Below are 15,102 nucleotides of genomic sequence, written 5' to 3' on the forward strand. Positions count from 1 at the left end.
ATCTTACCCGGCATTGCCTTTTCATCCGGCCAGTCCGCCTTGCCTTCGGTTCCCTTATGTCGCCAAGCAGTGATACGCAGTCCGCTTCCTTCTGGTTCCTGACCGGGATGCGGGGCATCACTTCACTGCCCGCCATCATCCTGATGACCTCCTTCGTCGGATTCAGCGCCTTTGCATTCGAATCGGGAATCTCCCGAGGCGAAGCCATCTTCATGACCATCTCGATCTGGGCGCTGCCGGCGAAGATGATCCTCGTCGGCATGATGGCGAGCGGCGCTCACATTGCCGCGTGCTTCGTCGCGGTGACGCTCTCTTCCATCCGCATGATGCCGATGGTGGCGTCTCTGGTCCCGGAGATGCGGACGGAGCGCACCTCTACTTGGCTGCTCCTGTTGTTGTCGCACTTCGTCGCCATCACTGCCTGGGTTTTTGCGACGCAGCGTCTCCGGGATGTGCCGCGGGAGCATCGGGCGACCTTCTTTGCCGGATTCGGTATTACGCTAACGCTGACCAACACAGTGATCGTCGCCGTCTGCTATGGAGTGGTCGAAGCGTTCCCGCCGGTTGTTTCAGGCGCATTGTTCATGCTGACGCCGGTCTATTTCCTGGCGTCCATCTGGGCGACGGCCCGGCAGGCGGTGGTCCGGCTTGCCTTTGTCATCGGGGTGACTTCCGGTCCGCTTCTGGCACTGGTGTCACCGGGATTCGACGTACTCTACGCGGGAATCGGCGGCGGGACGCTGGCCTATCTCATCGATCGCTTCTGGATTCGGGGGCGGAAGCGGACGGTTCAGGCGGAGAAGCTGCATGGGCGATGATTGGTGGCCCTATATCGTGATTGCCGTCGCGGGCTGGCTGGCAACCGACATCTGGCGGTGGCTTGGGGTCCTGGCCGGCAACAGGCTGAATGAGGACTCCGAGGCCTTGTACTGGGTGAGGGCGGTTGCAACGGCGCTGGTAATGGCTGTGACCGCGAAGCTCATCGTCTTCCCCACCGGAACGCTGGCCGATGCGCCGCTGTGGCTACGACTCGGCGCTGCCGGCATAGGGTTTGGCGCGTTCCTGATCGCGGGGCAGCGGATCGGCGTTGCAGTCGTCACCTCGACCCTACTCCTGGGCCTTGGCCTTTACTGGCTTGGCTTCTAGCGCTACCCAGTCTGCCAATCCACACCATGCCCCACCGATACGGAATCCCCATGACAGACAGAGCCCCTCTCGCAGCAGAACCCGCCGACGCGGCCGAGCGCCGGTCGAAAAAGCCCGTGGTGGTTTATCCGAACGGGACCTTGGTGGCGCCGGACCTGGATCGGCTGAGAAAAGCCCGGGAAACGCTCGAGAAGTTCGACGAGGTGATCGTCCCGCCGCGCGACGGCCGTGCCTTCACGGTGCCGAAGGGGCATTTCTTCCGCGTTGTCGGCATCGAGGGGCCGCAGGTCGGCGATCTCAACCTGTGGAACGCCAATGACCTCAACGAACGGTTCTTCAGCGGCAAGACCAGGGCGCTGCACGCGACACACGTGTCTGTCGGTGATCGGCTCTGGAGCACGCTGCCGTCGCTGCGACCGATGGCGACCATCACCCACGACACACTCGGCTGGTATGGTTGGGACGACGACGGGGCAGGGGTGCACGATGTCATCGGCACGCGCTGCGACCCCTATACCAACCGGCTGCTGAGCTGCGGCGACTATCACAACTGCTGCCATTCCAATCTTTGCCGCGCGCTGTCTTCTGCCCGGGGAATGTCGTTCAAGGAGGCGGAGCCGCATGTCCATGACGTCCTGAACGTCTTCATGTGCACCGGCTTCACGAAGGACACGCACCAGTACTTCATGAAGGCGAGCCCAGTGCGGCCGGGGGACTACCTGGAGTTCTTCGCCGAGATCGACCTGCTGGGTGCTCTCTCCGCCTGTCCGGGAGGAGACTGCGGAAGCTCGCATTCCAGCGATGTGGCGGCCTGCTATCCCTTGAAGGTGGAAGTGTTCCGGCCGGACATGGGCCTCTTGTCAGACTGGCCGTTTCCGGACCGGAACGGCTATGTGAGCCCAGTCTGACATACCTGCATTGGAAAGGGAGGCTGACGAGCCTCCCTCTTTGTTACGATCATGCTTACAGGGCGCCCCTGATCTTCTCGGCATTGGCCTTCAGGATGTCACCGTCTTCCATCTTGCCTGAATGCGGCTTCAGCGGCTCGCCTTCGCGGCGTGGGATGACGTGGAAGTGCAGGTGATAGACCGTCTGCCCGGCGGCTGGCTCGTTGAACTGGGCGATGAAGATACCGTCGGCGTCAAAGGCTTCCTTTGCCGCCTTCGCGAGCTTCTGGACGACCGGGATGGTCTTCGACAATGCCGCCGGGTCTGCGTCGAGGAGGTTGCGAGACGGCGACTTGGGCACCACCAGCAGGTGGCCGGGCGCCTGCGGCATCACATCCATGAAAGCCAGCGTGTCGTCGTCCTCGTAGACCTTGTGGCACGGGATCTCGCCGCGCAGGATCTTCGCGAAGATATTGTTGTCGTCATAGATCTGGCCGCTCATTGGCAATTCTCTCCTTCGTCTCTTGATGGTCCTTGCTGCTGTCGTTCTCCCTTTCGGAATGGGCTGTGCGCCTCGAGGTATTCGCCGACGTGCTCCACGTCACGGCGCTCCCGCTCGAGATAGTCGGCCACCGCCCGCCTCAACCCCGGATGGGCAATGTAGTGCGCCGAATGCGTCGTCACCGGCAGGTATCCGCGCGCCAGTTTGTGCTCGCCCTGCGCGCCGGCCTCGACCCGTTTCAGCCCCTTGGCGAGAGCGAAATCGATCGCCTGATGATAGCAGACTTCGAAATGCAGGAAGGGGTGATCCTCGATGCAGCCCCAGTGACGGCCGTAGAGCGCTTCGCCGCCGATGAAGTTGATCGCGCCGGCAATGTAGCGGCCGGCGCGCTTCGCCATCACCAGCAGGATGTCGTCCGCCATGCGCTCGCCGATCAGCGAGTAGAAACTGCGGGTGAGGTAGGGACGGCCCCACTTGCGGCTGCCGGTGTCCATGTAGAAGGCGAAAAACTGGTCCCAGATGTCTTCGGTCAGATCGCTGCCGGTCAGCCAGTCGATGCTGATGCCGTCTTCCACCGCCGCCCGGCGTTCCTTCTTCAGGGCTTTGCGCTTGCGCGACGCGAGCGTGTCGAGGAAGGCGTCGTGGTTGGCATAGCCGGCATTGATGAAGTGGAACTGCTGGTCGGTGCGGTGCAGGTAGCCGGCCTCCTCGAAGAAGGAAAATTCCTCTTCCGGCAGGAATGTTACGTGGGTGGATGAGACGCCAAGCTGCCGTGTCACCTGCTGGAGACCTGCGGCGAGGGTGGCTCGAACGGTCTCTTGATTTTGCCCCTCCGAAACGAGCAGGCGCGGCCCGGTCGCCGGCGTGAAGGGGATGCTGCACTGAATCTTGGGATAGTATTGCCCGCCCGCCCGTTCAAAGGCGTCGGCCCAGCCATGGTCGAAGACATATTCGCCTTGGCTGTGGCTCTTGAGGTAGCCCGGGATGGCGCCAAGCAGCGTGCCGGTGGCGTCTTCCAACAGTGTGTGGTGTCCAAGCCAGCCAGTCTTCGCCGTTGCCGATCCGGATTCCTCCATGGCCGACAGGTAGGCGTGCGACAGGAACGGATTGTAGACGCCGTGGCCGGACCTCGATGTGCCGGCGAGCCGCGACCAGCGTTCCGACGTGATCGCGGCGAAGCTCTTCTCGATGCGGATGGAGAGAGGTTCTGTCATTCTATGCGGAGGCTGTCTCCCATGGGTCGAAGCCCTCGAACGTCATCTGATCTGCATGAGTATAGGTATGGGCTCGGGCGTTTTCATCCCTGACGGTCCAGGTAATCACCGGGATGCCGGCCTGTCTCTGTGCGGTGACAAAGCTGTTCGGGAGGTGACCGTGGAAGTAGGAAATGAAATCCAGCCCGAGATGCATCGCGTCGTCATGGGCGAACAGGTCTTCCGGCTTCACGCCCTCGGCGGTCAGTCCGACAGGATGGGGTGAACCCGCTTTCTTGAGGTCCTCGAGGATATGGTGGTCGAAGCTCATCAGCGCCACCTTGCCCTCATAGCCTTCCAGGGCCTCCAGCACGGCTTCGGCGAAGCCGTCATCCTCGCCGGGACGTCCCTTGATCTCGATGACTAGCGCAACGCGACCTGCGACCAGCTTCAGCATCTGCCTGAGCGTGGGGATCTTGTCCGAGGTGCCGCCGACGGCAAGCATGGCGAGTTCTGCCGAGGTGCGTTCGCGTACGTCGCCCTTGATGCCGCAAAGGCGTTCAAGATCGTGATCGTGAAAGACGACCGGTACGCTGTCTGCGGCAAGCTGTAGATCGCATTCAATCGCAAATCCCGCCTCAACGGCACGGGAGAAAGCGGAAAGCGTGTTCTCCCAGACGGTCTTGTTCATGTCGTGATAGCCGCGGTGGGCGACCGGCACGTCCTTGATCCATGCGGCAGTGGTCATGCTTCGATCTCGATGATGGCGTCTATCTCCACCGATGCATTGAGCGGCAGAGCCGCCATGCCGACGGCAGCACGGGCGTGCTTGCCGGCGTCGCCAAGGATGTCGGCGATCAGATTGGACGCTCCGTTGATGACGAGGTGCTGCTCCGTAAAGTCGGGCATGGAGGCGACAAAGCCGTTGAGCTTGAGGATGCGGCGGATGCGGCCGAGATCTCCACCAAGCGCCGCCTTGGCCTGCGCGAGGATGTTGATGGCGCAGAGTTCGGCGGCGCGCTGGGCAGCCGCGACATCGACGTCACGCCCCACCAGCCCCGTGACCGCAACTTTGCCGTTTTCGATCGGCAACTGCCCGGAGAGATAGAGCGTGTTGCCGCTGATCGCATAGGGGACATAGTTTGCAGCGGGCGCGGCCGCTGCCGGCAGGACGATACCCTTCTCCTTCAGGCGGTTTTCAATGGCTTCAGACATGATCGACTCCCACTGTTTGTTGTAAACCTCTCGAAAATCCGGCATTCAAAGAGGCATAGCCTTGCTGAATGGCGTTCATATAACACCCTCGGTGAGTCCAACAGGAGATAATGCATGATCGACCATGGACGCGCAGCGATCCTTGCCTTCGGACTGGCCGCGGGAGCGTCCGTTCCGGCACTGGCCGGTGTTGAAGGTGCTGCGGGGCTGCTCCCGCATCGTGCGGTCTACGACCTGAAGCTGAAGGACGCTTCAGAACGCTCCGGGATCGAAGGCATGGCGGGGCGGATGGTCTATGAGTTCACCGGCTCGGCCTGTACCGGCTTCACGACCAATTTCCGTTTCGTCACCCGTATCAACACGGGCGAAGACACCCGACTGACGGATCAGCAGACGACGACCTTCGAGGATACGGAGAAGGGGGAGTTTCGCTTCAAGACCAAGTCCTTCACCGACGAGCAGATGGACAAGGAGGTTGCCGGGGAGGCGAGGGAAGACGATTCAAGGGTCACGGTGGAGATCGAACGTCCGGACCCACGGCAAGTCGAACTCGTCGCCAGCGCCTTTCCGACCGAGCACATGCTCGAGGTGATCAAGCACGCGAAGGCCGGCAAGCGTTTCTTCGAGACGCGGATCTTCGACGGGTCCGAGAACGGGGACCAAAGCATGATCACCAATACCGTAATCGGCCCTCAGCAGGATCCTGGCGACGAGGAGGACGATGCTGAAAGGGCAGGGAAGTTCTCAACGACCGGCTACTGGCCCGTCACAATCGCCTATTTCAACGACGGCGGATCGGGCGACGCGACACCGGTCTATTCCATGTCCTTCAAGCTTTACGAGAACGGGATCACCCGCGATCTGACCATGGACTATGGCGACTTCGTCCTCAGCGGAAGCCTTTCAAACCTCGAAGTCCTGGACCAGCCGAACTGCAATCAGAACCAGCCGCGGCCCTGATACGCATCAGGAGCGCTCGATCCGAAAGGAATACGCATGAGCATCGAGTTCCTTCTGACCTCGCTCGCCATTGTAGCCTCGCCCGGTACCGGCGTGCTTTACACCCTCGCCGCCGGCCTCTCCAGCGGCGTCCGCGCAAGTGTTTTTGCCGCCTTCGCCTGCACCCTCGGCATCCTTCCGCACATTGCCGCGGCGTTGACCGGTCTCGCCGCAGTCCTGCATGCCAGTGCGCTCGCCTTCGAGATCATCAAGTATCTCGGCGTCGCCTACCTTCTCTACATGGCCTGGCGGACGATCATGGACCGCGAAGTGCTCAGCGTGGATGAGCAGCGTGCGCCGCGTACGGTGCGTCAGACCATCGTCGACGGCATCCTCCTCAACATCCTCAATCCAAAGCTCTCGATCTTCTTCTTTGCCTTCCTTCCGCAGTTTGTCAGCCCAACGCAGGTCAATGTTTTGCCTGAGATGCTGGTGCTCAGCGGCGCCTTCATGGCAATCACCTTCGTCGTTTTCGTCGGCTATGGCGTATTTGCCGCTTCCATGCGTCGGCATGTCATCTCTCGACCGGTGGTCGTGAACTGGATGCGTCGCACATTTGCGGCGGCTTTCCTTGCGATGGGTGCCAAGCTGGCGCTCACGGAGCGCTGATTAGGAGCAAGAGGTCTTGCCGATCACGGCAGGGGCCGCTATTGCGGCGCCCGAACGATCGGATGGAAGAATGTCAGGAACGAACAGCGAGCGCCAACTCATAGCCGAGGGGCCGGCCATTATTCTGGTTGAGCCGCAACTCGGCGAGAATATCGGCATGGTGGCCCGTGCCATGGCAAATTTTGGCCTCGCCGAGTTGCGGCTCGTCAGTCCCCGCGACGGCTGGCCGAACCAAAAGGCGCGTTCGGCTGCCTCCAAGGCCGATCATGTGATCGACGGAACACAGGTTTTCGGCACGCTGGAAGAAGCGATCAAGGACCTGAATTTTGTTTATGCGACCACTGCCCGTGAGCGCTACGGCTTCAAACCGGTGCGATCACCAGTGGTGGCAGCCACCACCCTGCGGGACAAGTTTAGGGCAGGCGAGAAGACTGGCATTCTCTTCGGTCGAGAGCGCTGGGGGCTCACCAACGAAGAGGTCGCACTGGCTGACGAGATTGTAACCTTTCCGGTCAATCCCGCTTTCGCTTCGCTGAACATTGCGCAGGCGGTGCTGCTGATGTCCTACGAGTGGATGAAAACCGGGCTTGATGACGTGGCGGCGACAGCTTTCCTGCCGGTCGAGCAGCGGCCGTCGACCAAGGAGCAGGTGCTCGGCCTCTTCGAGCACCTGGAAGAGGCTCTCGATGCGCGCGGCTACTTCCACCCGCCCGCCAAAAAGCCGAAGATGGTGGACAACCTCCGTGCGGTGATATCACGGCGCGGCTTCACTGAGCAGGAGATCAGCGTGTTCCGTGGTGTCATCCGTTCACTCGACCGGTTCCCGCGACGGCGGCCGGTGGAGGCAGCACCTGGGAGGGAGACGCCGGAGAATGGCGACATCTGAGCTGAAGCCCGTGCTGGTATTCGATTCCGGCATCGGCGGCCTTACAGTGCTGCGGGAGGCGCGAGTGCTGATGCCCGAGCGGCGCTTCGTGTATGTCGCCGATGACGCCGGCTTTCCCTATGGGGGGTGGGAAGAGGGCCAACTCCGTCAGCGGATTGTCACACTGTTCAAGACCCTGATCGAGCAGCACGATCCGGAGATTGCCGTCATCGCCTGCAATACCGCCTCCACGCTGGTGCTCGAGGACCTGAGGGCGACTTTTCCCGAAACTCCATTCGTGGGGACCGTGCCGGCGATCAAACCTGCTGCGGAACGCACGCGCTCCGGCTTGATTTCGGTGCTGGCGACACCGGGGACCGTGAAGCGACAATATACGCGCAACTTGATCGGTGAATGGGCGTCGAAGGTGCACGTCCGCCTTGTCGGTAGCGAGCGTCTTGCCGGGCTGGCGGAAACCTACATGCGGGAGGGCTATGTCGAAGAGGCCCTCGTGCGTGAAGAGATCGCCTCCTGCTTCATCGAGCAGGAAGGGCGTCGGACCGATATTGTCGTTCTGGCATGTACGCATTACCCCTTTCTCGTCAACCGAATGCGCAAGACGGCGCCGTGGCCGGTCGACTGGATTGACCCCGCCGAAGCGATTGCCCGAAGGGCATTGTCGTTGCTGTCTCAAAGACACCTATCCAATGAACCAAATCCGTCCGAGCCAGACATCGCCGTCTGCACCTCGGGGAAAATCGATCCTGCCATGGTCCGTCTCATGCAGGGGTTCGGCCTGACGGCCGTCAGCGGACGTTCTCATTGAAAATGGTTGCGTGTCGCCGAGTGGCGGCCCTGCGGGGGAAGGCGCTGCTTCTGACATTTTCACCCGGCGCTTGAGCAGCCGGCGCTTTTCCGCGGTAACCGGGTTCGACGTCGGCGCTTTCGTCGAAGGGTTGGATCATGTCGCTTTTTCTGCGTGGCTCGCGGTTCGCGGGCACTAAACGCGAAAAGGCGGCCGAGGAGCCGGCCGCCTCGTTTGGGCATCAGGGCGGGCCACCGGAGTTTCCGGTGGCCCTGCGCCATCAGTCGTTGGACTCAGCATTCGAGTTGGACGAGCCGGCATTGGTGCCGCTGCCGCTGGTCGTGCCGGTTCCGGAGCTCGAGCCGGTGCTGCCGATCGGCGGATCAATGACCATCAGCACGGTGTTGCCGTCTTCGGTCTGAGCCCGCACCAGGTAGGAGGCGTCGAGAATCTCGACCTGCTTGAAGCCGGCATCAGTCAGCTGCTGGCGAACCTTGTCCTGTGCCATCGCGGAGCCGGAGCCCGACTGGCTGGAGCCGGCGGTTGCTTCGGTCGAGGTGCCGGAGGTCGAGGCGTTGCCTGAGCTGCTGCTGTCGTTGCTGGTCTGCGCCATGGCGGACGCGGCGAGAAGGGTGGACGCGATTGTTGCTACCGCAAGTTTCATGGTGTGTCTCCTCTTTGAGAAGCGATCCTAGAATCGTCCTGGTGATTGGATGTAGGGTGATGAACGACCGGCGATGCCGGCCATCCTGTCCATTTACGCTCCGAGGGGGCTTAGACGTCGAACCAGCCGCCGTCGCCCATGTCGTCGCCGACATCGCCGAATTCAGGCTCTTCGATCACGTTGTTGTTGTCAGCGTCGTAGCTGGTGTAGAGGCCGCTATAGTATTCGTCCTCACTGATAGCATCGTCATCATTGGCGTCCCATTCGCCAAACCAGCCGTCGCCGTAGCGCTCGTTGAAGGCCTGCTGGTTATCGCCGACGCCGGTCTCGATTTCCGACTGGGTCAGCGTGCCGCTGTCGTCGGCGTCCCAGGTATCAAAAGCCTTGTTCTGTTCAAAGCCGGCGCGGAATTCGCTCTCGTTGATTCCCGCATTGCCATCCGTGTCCCAGTCGCTGTAGTTCGCCGCCATGACGGGCGCTGCTACCAGCGACAGTGCAAACGTAGAAGCAGCAAGCTTGGTCGCAACCTTGTTCAGCATGGTTGTCTCCTCTCTTGGTTTCTCTTTGCTTGATCGAGCGTCTTCGATGACACTCACGGGGCTAACCTGTGACACATGGAAATGTTTCGTGAGCAGCAGGAGGAGATCGTCACGATGCGCTCACGTGTTTGCGAGCATCATCATTCTCATTCTTCCGAGCAGAAGAGTTGAGGAAGGCAGGTCGCGGCGCATAAGGTGCCGGCTTACAAGCAAAGGGGGCGGCAGTTGGCGGGACGTGATGAGATCGAAGGCTTCTTCGCGCGGCAGAGTGCGGGGGTGGCCGAGCGCCGGCAGATGTTCGGGTTGGAGGAGCGGAAAGGAGCGCTTGCCCATCTGAGGCAAACGATCGAGCGACGCGAGAGCGATACCGTGGCAGCGCTGCACAAGGATTTCGGCAAACCGGAGCCGGAGGTAATCCTAACCGAGATCCTGCCGGTGCTGCAGGAAATTCGCCACACGAGCCGGCACTTGAAACGCTGGATGCAGGAGCGCCGGGTGGCGCCGACGCTGGCAACAGTCGGGACCTCGGCACGTATCCGCCCGGAGCCACGCGGCGTTTGTCTGATCATCGCGCCTTGGAACTATCCGTTCAACCTGGCGCTCGGGCCGCTCGTGTCGGCGCTGGCGGCAGGCAACAGTGTGGTGGTCAAACCGTCGGAGATGACGCCCGCGACCTCGCAGGTGATCGCCGACATCATCGAGGAGACCTTTCCGCCCGATCTCGTCGCTGTCGTCCAGGGCGGCCGGGAGGTCTCGCAGCAGCTTCTCGATCAGCCCTTCGACCATATCTTCTTCACCGGCAGTCCACATGTCGGCAGGATCGTCATGGCGGCGGCGGCGCGGCATCTGTCCTCGGTGACGCTGGAGCTCGGCGGCAAGTCGCCGACCATCGTCGGACCGGGTGCCGATCTCGACAAGGCAGCGCGCTGGATCGCCTTCGGCAAGTTCGTCAATGCCGGCCAGACCTGCATCGCCCCCGACCACGTCTTCGTCCATCGCAGCATCGAGGCACGCTTTTCAGAGGCGCTGCGGGCAGCGATCCGCCATGCCTATGGCGCGGATCCGCAGTCGAGCCGCGATTATGCCCGCATCGTCAACGCCCACCACGCCGAGCGCCTTCGCGGCCTGCTGCAGGATGCAACGAAGAAGGGTGCCCGGATCAGCTTCGGCGGCGAGGCGGAGGGTACCTATCTTGCGCCGACGCTGATCGAGGCGATCACGCCGCAGATGAACATCGACCGCGAGGAGATCTTTGGCCCGGTTCTGCCGATCATGGCCTATGATGGGCTGGACGAGGTGATTGACCGCATCAACGCGCGGCCGAAGCCGCTGGCTCTCTACGTCTTCGAGAAGGATGCGGCTTTTGCCGAGGAGATCGTCGCCCGCACCTCTTCCGGCGGCGTTGGCGTCAACCTCACCACCATGCACTACAGCCATGCGGGTCTGCCGTTCGGCGGCGTCAACAATTCCGGCATCGGCGCGGCACACGGGCATTTCGGCTTCCAGGCCTTCAGCCACGACAAGCCGATCCTCAAGGAGCGCTGGTCGGCGGTGCCGATGCTCTTCCCGCCCTATCGGCCGCGTGTCGAGCGGCTGATCCGGATGGCGAAGCGCTTCCTCGGATAACGGCCTGTTCAGCGGGCAAATCGTTTCGCGCCGGCCACGCAGAGGATACGGCGAGCGTTACCGCCAGCATTGCCGGGGTGACGGCTTCGCCGAGCAGGGTGGCCGCAAGCGCCAACCCAAAGAAGGGCTGCAGCAGTTGCAGCTGTCCGACCCCGGCGATGCCGCCGAGTGCAAGACCGCGATACCAGAACACGAAGCCGACCAGCATGCTGAAGACGGACACATAGGCGAGGCCGAGCCAGGCGGGGCCGCCGGCCGTTTCGAGCGTCGGCGGCAGGGTGACGAGCGCCAGCACCACCATCACCGGCAGCGACAGGACGAGCGCCCAGGAGATCACCTGCCAGCCGCCGAGCCGGCGGGAGAGGCGGGCGCCTTCGGCATAGCCCAGCCCGCAGGCGAGGATGGCCGCCAGCATCAGCATGTCGCCGGTCGGTGACGTGGTCGGGCCATCCTTCAGCGCAAAGCCCGCGACCAGCGCGCTGCCGAGGCAGGAGAACAGCCAGAAGGCCGGCTTCGGCCGCTCGCCGCCGCGCAACACGCCGAAGAGCGCGGTAGCCAGGGGCAGGAGGCCGACGAAGACGATCGAGTGGGCGGCGGTAACGTGCTCCAGCGCCAGGGCCGTCAGCAGCGGAAATCCGACGACGACGCCGAGCGCCACGACCGCCAGCGGCAGGAGGTCGCCCCGCACCGGCCGCTTTTGACGGAAGGCCGCCAGCAAGAGGACCGCCAGGAGGCCGGCAATGGCGGCGCGGGCACCGGTGAGGAAGAGCGGGTGGAAATCCGCGACCGCGAGCCGCGTTGCCGGTAGCGAGCCGCTGAAGATCACGACGCCGAGGAACCCGTTGATCCAGCCGCTCGTCGTCCTGTCCATGCTGTTGTTCCTTCCGTTTTCGTGAGGATGGAGGCTAGGCGGTTGCGGATAGCTTTTGAAGCGACAGTGCATTACAGTTTGCGCAAACTGTAATGGTGCAAGAGGCAGTACGGATGGATGTTTCCTCGACGGAAAACGGGGGGCAGACCGCGCGGGTGGTCGCGGCGATCCGCCAGCGCGTTTCGGCGCGTGCGCTGTCTCCGGGCGCAAGGTTGCCGTCGATCCGCAGCTTCGCACGGACCATGGTCGTTTCCACCTCTACGGTCGTGGAGGCCTATGAGCGGCTGGTGGCCGAGGGGCTCATTCAGTCGCGGCCGGGTTCAGGATTCTATGTTGCGCGGGTGCCGCAGCCGCTTGCGCTGACCGAGATCGGTCCGCGGCTGGAGCGCGCGGTGGCCTGGGCGGTACGGATCTCCAGAGCAATCGTCTTTCCGCTAGCGCTCCTGCCTCCCAGACTTGGCATGCTTCATCTCCAATGCCACAACCGGGCCTTGTGGAAGGCTACTGAACTGCTGATAATTTAGACTTAACAGGAATACGACGATCCGATCGAACAGTCTCCAAGGTGGATGAAGGCGTATCAAGGCTCCTCGGGAGGTACTGGTGTAGACACGCCATTTTCGTCGAGCGCCACCATGATGAAGGTGCCGGCGGTTACCTTCTCCAGTGCGCGATGCCGGGCCCGGTGCGCCCAGGCTTCCACCTGTAGCGTAATGGAAGTGCGACCAACGCGAATAATCTCTGTGTAAACGTTGAGTGTGTCACCAATCTTGACCGGCAGTTGAAACGCCATCTCCTTCACGGCTGCGGTGACGACGCGTCCACGGGCGCGTTCGGCGGCTCGAATGCCGCTTGCAAGATCCATCTGTGACATAACCCAGCCGCCGAAGATGTCACCCGCAGGATTGGCGTCGGTAGGCATGGCGAGGGTGCGCAGCGTGAGTTCACCCGTGGGTTGGTCGGCATTCATCATGGCGCGGCTCCTTTGATTGCAGATGAACCGATTCCCCGCCTCGATGCCAGCCTGCCGTGCAAATGCCAGCCCTGGAGGCTCGCACTGAACTTTAGTGTCGCCTAACTCGCGTGTGGAGGGAGGTTGCGGCTCTTCACTACCCAGTAACTTCCATGGGCTAGATATTGCTCCATATTGTTACAAAGGGGGGAGTCCTTGTGCAGCGACTAACGATTTCTGCGAGAATGTATACGCTGGTTGTGTTCGCTCTGGTCATCTTGGCCGGTGCGATGACATTCAGCTTGTTCCAGACCTATGCGTCATCCGAAAAGGAGCGAAAGGCGGGACTTGCATACATGGACGACATCGCCATGAGCATCCTGAACAAATATCACGGGATGGAGACTTCTGGTGCCATGACCCGTGAGCAGGCGCAGGCCGAGGCGATGAAGGCGATCGGGGATATCCGCTATGACGGGGGCAGCGGTTATTTCTGGATCAACGACATGCGCCCCTTCATGGTGATGCATCCGATCAAGCCGGCGCTGGACGGCACTGACCTGTCGCAGAACAAGGATCCGAACGGCAAGCACCTGTTCGTCGAGTTCGTCAAGACCGTGCAGGCCAACGGCCAGGGCTTTGTCGACTACTACTGGCCGAAGCCGGGCCTGGAAGAGCCCGTGGAGAAGTATTCGCACGTAATCGGCTTCCAGCCCTGGGGCTGGATCGTCGGCACCGGCGTTTATGCCGACGACCTGCATGCCATGTTCCGCGAGAGCCTGATCAACTACGCAACCATGTTTGCCGCCGGCGCAGCCGCATTGCTTTCCGGCGCCTTCTTCGTCATCCGCAGCGTCACCGGACCGCTCGGCAACGTCAAGAGCGTGTTGGAAAAGATCGCCGAGGGAGAGGCGAACGTCACTGTTCCGCATACGGACCAGCACAACGAGATGGGCAAGATGGCTCGTGCGCTCGTTGTTTTGCGCGATGCCGTCGAGGAGCGGCTAACGTTGCAGGAGCGCGAGGGTGCGCAGCAGCGGGCGATTTCCGAAGAGCGTTCTGCGAATGAGCAGGCATTGAAATCGGCATCCGAACGTCAATCCCATGCCATCCGCGAACTCGGACGTGCGCTTTCGGCGCTCGCACAGGGCGATCTCTCCGCTCAGGTCTCGGAACTTGGAAGCGACTATGCGACCTTGCGCGACGACTTCAACCAGGCAGTGTCGTCGCTGCGCCAGACGATCTCCGCGATCACTGAGACCAGCCATGTCGTTCGCGACAGTGCTTCGGATATCAGCGGCGCGACCGCGAACCTTTCGCGTCGGACAGAACAGCAGGCGGCTTCCCTTGAAGAGACGGCTGCGGCTCTCGACGAGATTACTGCTACGGTGAAGACCGCATCCGCCCGGGCTGATGAAGCAAGAACCATGGTGGCGGAAACCAAGGAAAGCGCGGGACGCTCGGGCGAGATCGTCCGCAGCGCAGTCGATGCTATGGGTCGGATCGAAGACTCCTCCAGCCGCATCAACCAGATCATCTCGGTGATCGATGAGATCGCGTTCCAGACCAACCTGCTTGCGCTGAACGCGGGCGTGGAAGCGGCACGGGCAGGTGAGGCGGGACGCGGCTTCGCGGTTGTCGCGCAGGAAGTGCGGGAACTGGCGCAACGGTCCGCCAATGCTGCCAAGGAGATCAAGACGCTGATCAGCAACTCGGGCCGCGAGGTCGAGAGCGGTGTATCTCTTGTTCGCTCCACCGGCGATGCGCTGCTGGAGATCGCGCAACTGGTCGAGCGGGTCAACAGCCATGTGGAGACCATTGCAACGGCTTCCCGCGAGCAGGCAACTGCGCTGCAGGAGATCAATGCCTCGGTCAACCAGATGGATCAGATGACGCAGCAGAACGCGGCCATGGTGGAAGAGACGACGGCAGCCAGCCAGACGCTTGCAGACCAAAGCATGCAGTTGCAGCACCTGCTTTCAGCCTTCCGTGTGGACGGCAAGGCTGCCTCGTCTTCATATCAGGCGGTCGGCACCACACGCGCCGCCTGAGGCAGGTCCCGCTCCCTTTCTGGCCCGCCGGCAGCAGTGCCGGCGGGCTTTTTGATGCCGCGCAATAATCGAAACGTGGCCGCTGTTATGCTCCTTTCCGAAACCACGAGAGGCGCGCAATGGCTAGGATTGTGATCGTACAAGGGCATCCGATGGGGCAGAGCGTCATTTCTGCCAT

16 protein-coding genes and 2 pseudogenes are annotated in these 15,102 nt (G+C 62.1%); 10 read left to right on the forward strand and 8 right to left on the reverse strand.

Annotated features, from left to right (window positions below):
- The first annotated feature begins 56 nt into the window (after positions 1-56).
- Genes LXM96_RS05785 through LXM96_RS05795 form a run of 3 tightly spaced genes read left to right on the forward strand, consistent with a single transcriptional unit; the run spans position 57 to position 2,054 of the window.
- The gene (locus tag LXM96_RS05785; protein WP_239997440.1) at positions 57-818 is read left to right on the forward strand and encodes an AzlC family ABC transporter permease; all 762 of its coding nucleotides are present in this window, start codon (positions 57-59) and stop codon (positions 816-818) included.
- Positions 808-1,146 carry an AzlD domain-containing protein gene (locus LXM96_RS05790; RefSeq protein WP_239997441.1) on the forward strand — a complete coding sequence of 113 codons (339 nt, stop codon included), beginning with the start codon at positions 808-810 and terminating at the stop codon, positions 1,144-1,146. Before LXM96_RS05785 ends, LXM96_RS05790 begins: the two co-directional genes overlap by 11 nt.
- Before the next feature lie 50 nt (positions 1,147-1,196).
- Entirely contained in the window at positions 1,197-2,054 is an 858-nt protein-coding gene (locus LXM96_RS05795) for an urea carboxylase-associated family protein (protein WP_239997442.1), read from the forward strand.
- 55 nt (positions 2,055-2,109) lie between these two features.
- Here the strand turns inward: LXM96_RS05795 and LXM96_RS05800 are convergent, their stop codons facing one another.
- Genes LXM96_RS05800 through LXM96_RS05815 form a run of 4 tightly spaced genes read right to left on the reverse strand, consistent with a single transcriptional unit; the run spans position 2,110 to position 4,943 of the window.
- Entirely contained in the window at positions 2,110-2,535 is a 426-nt protein-coding gene (locus LXM96_RS05800; RefSeq protein ID WP_239997443.1) for an HIT family protein, read from the reverse strand.
- Positions 2,532-3,749, reverse strand: coding sequence for a GNAT family N-acetyltransferase (locus LXM96_RS05805; RefSeq protein WP_239997444.1), 1,218 nt, complete (start codon positions 3,747-3,749; stop codon positions 2,532-2,534). The genes LXM96_RS05800 and LXM96_RS05805 overlap by 4 nt, the downstream gene beginning before the upstream one ends.
- Position 3,750: 1 nt before the next feature.
- The gene (locus tag LXM96_RS05810; RefSeq protein WP_239997445.1) at positions 3,751-4,476 is read right to left on the reverse strand and encodes a glycerophosphodiester phosphodiesterase; all 726 of its coding nucleotides are present in this window, start codon (positions 4,474-4,476) and stop codon (positions 3,751-3,753) included.
- Positions 4,473-4,943 carry a RidA family protein gene (locus LXM96_RS05815; RefSeq protein WP_239997446.1) on the reverse strand — a complete coding sequence of 157 codons (471 nt, stop codon included), beginning with the start codon at positions 4,941-4,943 and terminating at the stop codon, positions 4,473-4,475. Before LXM96_RS05815 ends, LXM96_RS05810 begins: the two co-directional genes overlap by 4 nt.
- A gap of 114 nt (positions 4,944-5,057) precedes the next feature.
- On the opposite strand from LXM96_RS05815, the gene LXM96_RS05820 reads away from it, so the two are divergent.
- The 4 genes from LXM96_RS05820 to murI all read left to right on the forward strand — a co-directional run bounded on the left by LXM96_RS05820 (position 5,058) and on the right by murI (position 8,242).
- Positions 5,058-5,903, forward strand: coding sequence for a cell envelope integrity EipB family protein (locus LXM96_RS05820; protein WP_239997447.1), 846 nt, complete (start codon positions 5,058-5,060; stop codon positions 5,901-5,903).
- Positions 5,904-5,939: 36 nt separating this feature from the next.
- On the forward strand, positions 5,940-6,551 hold the full coding sequence (locus LXM96_RS05825; protein ID WP_239997448.1) for a LysE family translocator: 612 nt from the start codon (positions 5,940-5,942) through the stop codon (positions 6,549-6,551).
- Positions 6,552-6,621: 70 nt separating this feature from the next.
- Positions 6,622-7,437, forward strand: a complete 816-nt coding sequence (locus tag LXM96_RS05830; RefSeq protein ID WP_239997449.1) for an RNA methyltransferase — start codon at positions 6,622-6,624, stop codon at positions 7,435-7,437.
- Positions 7,424-8,242: a glutamate racemase gene (gene murI, locus LXM96_RS05835; RefSeq protein ID WP_239997450.1), complete on the forward strand. Its 819-nt coding sequence runs from the start codon at positions 7,424-7,426 to the stop codon at positions 8,240-8,242. The genes LXM96_RS05830 and murI overlap by 14 nt, the downstream gene beginning before the upstream one ends.
- A gap of 259 nt (positions 8,243-8,501) precedes the next feature.
- On the opposite strand, the gene LXM96_RS05840 is transcribed toward murI, so the two are convergent.
- Both LXM96_RS05840 and LXM96_RS05845 read right to left on the reverse strand, forming a co-directional pair.
- Positions 8,502-8,885, reverse strand: coding sequence for a hypothetical protein (locus tag LXM96_RS05840; RefSeq protein WP_239997451.1), 384 nt, complete (start codon positions 8,883-8,885; stop codon positions 8,502-8,504).
- 110 nt (positions 8,886-8,995) lie between these two features.
- A complete protein-coding gene (locus tag LXM96_RS05845) occupies positions 8,996-9,424 on the reverse strand; it encodes an EF-hand domain-containing protein (protein ID WP_239997452.1) in 429 nt (142 codons plus the stop codon).
- Positions 9,425-9,649: 225 nt separating this feature from the next.
- On the opposite strand from LXM96_RS05845, the gene LXM96_RS05850 reads away from it, so the two are divergent.
- Positions 9,650-11,050, forward strand: coding sequence for an aldehyde dehydrogenase family protein (locus tag LXM96_RS05850; protein WP_239997453.1), 1,401 nt, complete (start codon positions 9,650-9,652; stop codon positions 11,048-11,050).
- An 8-nt stretch (positions 11,051-11,058) separates the two neighbouring features.
- Here the strand turns inward: LXM96_RS05850 and LXM96_RS05855 are convergent.
- Positions 11,059-11,921: pseudogene (locus tag LXM96_RS05855) on the reverse strand (DMT family transporter).
- Between the two features lie 92 nt (positions 11,922-12,013).
- Here LXM96_RS05855 and LXM96_RS05860 point away from each other — a divergent pair.
- Positions 12,014-12,316: pseudogene (locus LXM96_RS05860) on the forward strand (GntR family transcriptional regulator); the annotation flags it as partial.
- Between the two features lie 185 nt (positions 12,317-12,501).
- On the opposite strand, the gene LXM96_RS05865 reads toward LXM96_RS05860, so the two are convergent.
- Complete coding sequence (locus LXM96_RS05865; RefSeq protein WP_239997454.1) at positions 12,502-12,894, reverse strand: acyl-CoA thioesterase; 393 nt, start codon at positions 12,892-12,894, stop codon at positions 12,502-12,504.
- 197 nt (positions 12,895-13,091) lie between these two features.
- Here LXM96_RS05865 and LXM96_RS05870 point away from each other — a divergent pair, with 197 nt between their 5' ends.
- Entirely contained in the window at positions 13,092-14,924 is a 1,833-nt protein-coding gene (locus tag LXM96_RS05870) for a methyl-accepting chemotaxis protein (protein WP_239997455.1), read from the forward strand.
- Positions 14,925-15,102: the final 178 nt, after the last annotated feature.

Source organism: Rhizobium halophilum (genome assembly GCF_021648825.1).
Classification (GTDB): domain Bacteria; phylum Pseudomonadota; class Alphaproteobacteria; order Rhizobiales; family Rhizobiaceae; genus Neorhizobium; species Neorhizobium halophilum.

What these genes read in the sequence shown, in the direction of transcription:
- LXM96_RS05785 (WP_239997440.1), top strand. Translation starts at nt 57, where the DNA reads ATGTCGCCAAGCAGTGATACGCAGTCCGCTTCCTTCTGGTTCCTGACC.
- LXM96_RS05790 (WP_239997441.1), top strand. Translation starts at nt 808, where the DNA reads ATGGGCGATGATTGGTGGCCCTATATCGTGATTGCCGTCGCGGGCTGG.
- LXM96_RS05795 (WP_239997442.1), top strand. Translation starts at nt 1,197, where the DNA reads ATGACAGACAGAGCCCCTCTCGCAGCAGAACCCGCCGACGCGGCCGAG.
- LXM96_RS05800 (WP_239997443.1), bottom strand. Translation starts at nt 2,535, where the DNA reads ATGAGCGGCCAGATCTATGACGACAACAATATCTTCGCGAAGATCCTG.
- LXM96_RS05805 (WP_239997444.1), bottom strand. Translation starts at nt 3,749, where the DNA reads ATGACAGAACCTCTCTCCATCCGCATCGAGAAGAGCTTCGCCGCGATC.
- LXM96_RS05810 (WP_239997445.1), bottom strand. Translation starts at nt 4,476, where the DNA reads ATGACCACTGCCGCATGGATCAAGGACGTGCCGGTCGCCCACCGCGGC.
- LXM96_RS05815 (WP_239997446.1), bottom strand. Translation starts at nt 4,943, where the DNA reads ATGTCTGAAGCCATTGAAAACCGCCTGAAGGAGAAGGGTATCGTCCTG.
- LXM96_RS05820 (WP_239997447.1), top strand. Translation starts at nt 5,058, where the DNA reads ATGATCGACCATGGACGCGCAGCGATCCTTGCCTTCGGACTGGCCGCG.
- LXM96_RS05825 (WP_239997448.1), top strand. Translation starts at nt 5,940, where the DNA reads ATGAGCATCGAGTTCCTTCTGACCTCGCTCGCCATTGTAGCCTCGCCC.
- LXM96_RS05830 (WP_239997449.1), top strand. Translation starts at nt 6,622, where the DNA reads ATGTCAGGAACGAACAGCGAGCGCCAACTCATAGCCGAGGGGCCGGCC.
- murI (WP_239997450.1), top strand. Translation starts at nt 7,424, where the DNA reads ATGGCGACATCTGAGCTGAAGCCCGTGCTGGTATTCGATTCCGGCATC.
- LXM96_RS05840 (WP_239997451.1), bottom strand. Translation starts at nt 8,885, where the DNA reads ATGAAACTTGCGGTAGCAACAATCGCGTCCACCCTTCTCGCCGCGTCC.
- LXM96_RS05845 (WP_239997452.1), bottom strand. Translation starts at nt 9,424, where the DNA reads ATGCTGAACAAGGTTGCGACCAAGCTTGCTGCTTCTACGTTTGCACTG.
- LXM96_RS05865 (WP_239997454.1), bottom strand. Translation starts at nt 12,894, where the DNA reads ATGATGAATGCCGACCAACCCACGGGTGAACTCACGCTGCGCACCCTC.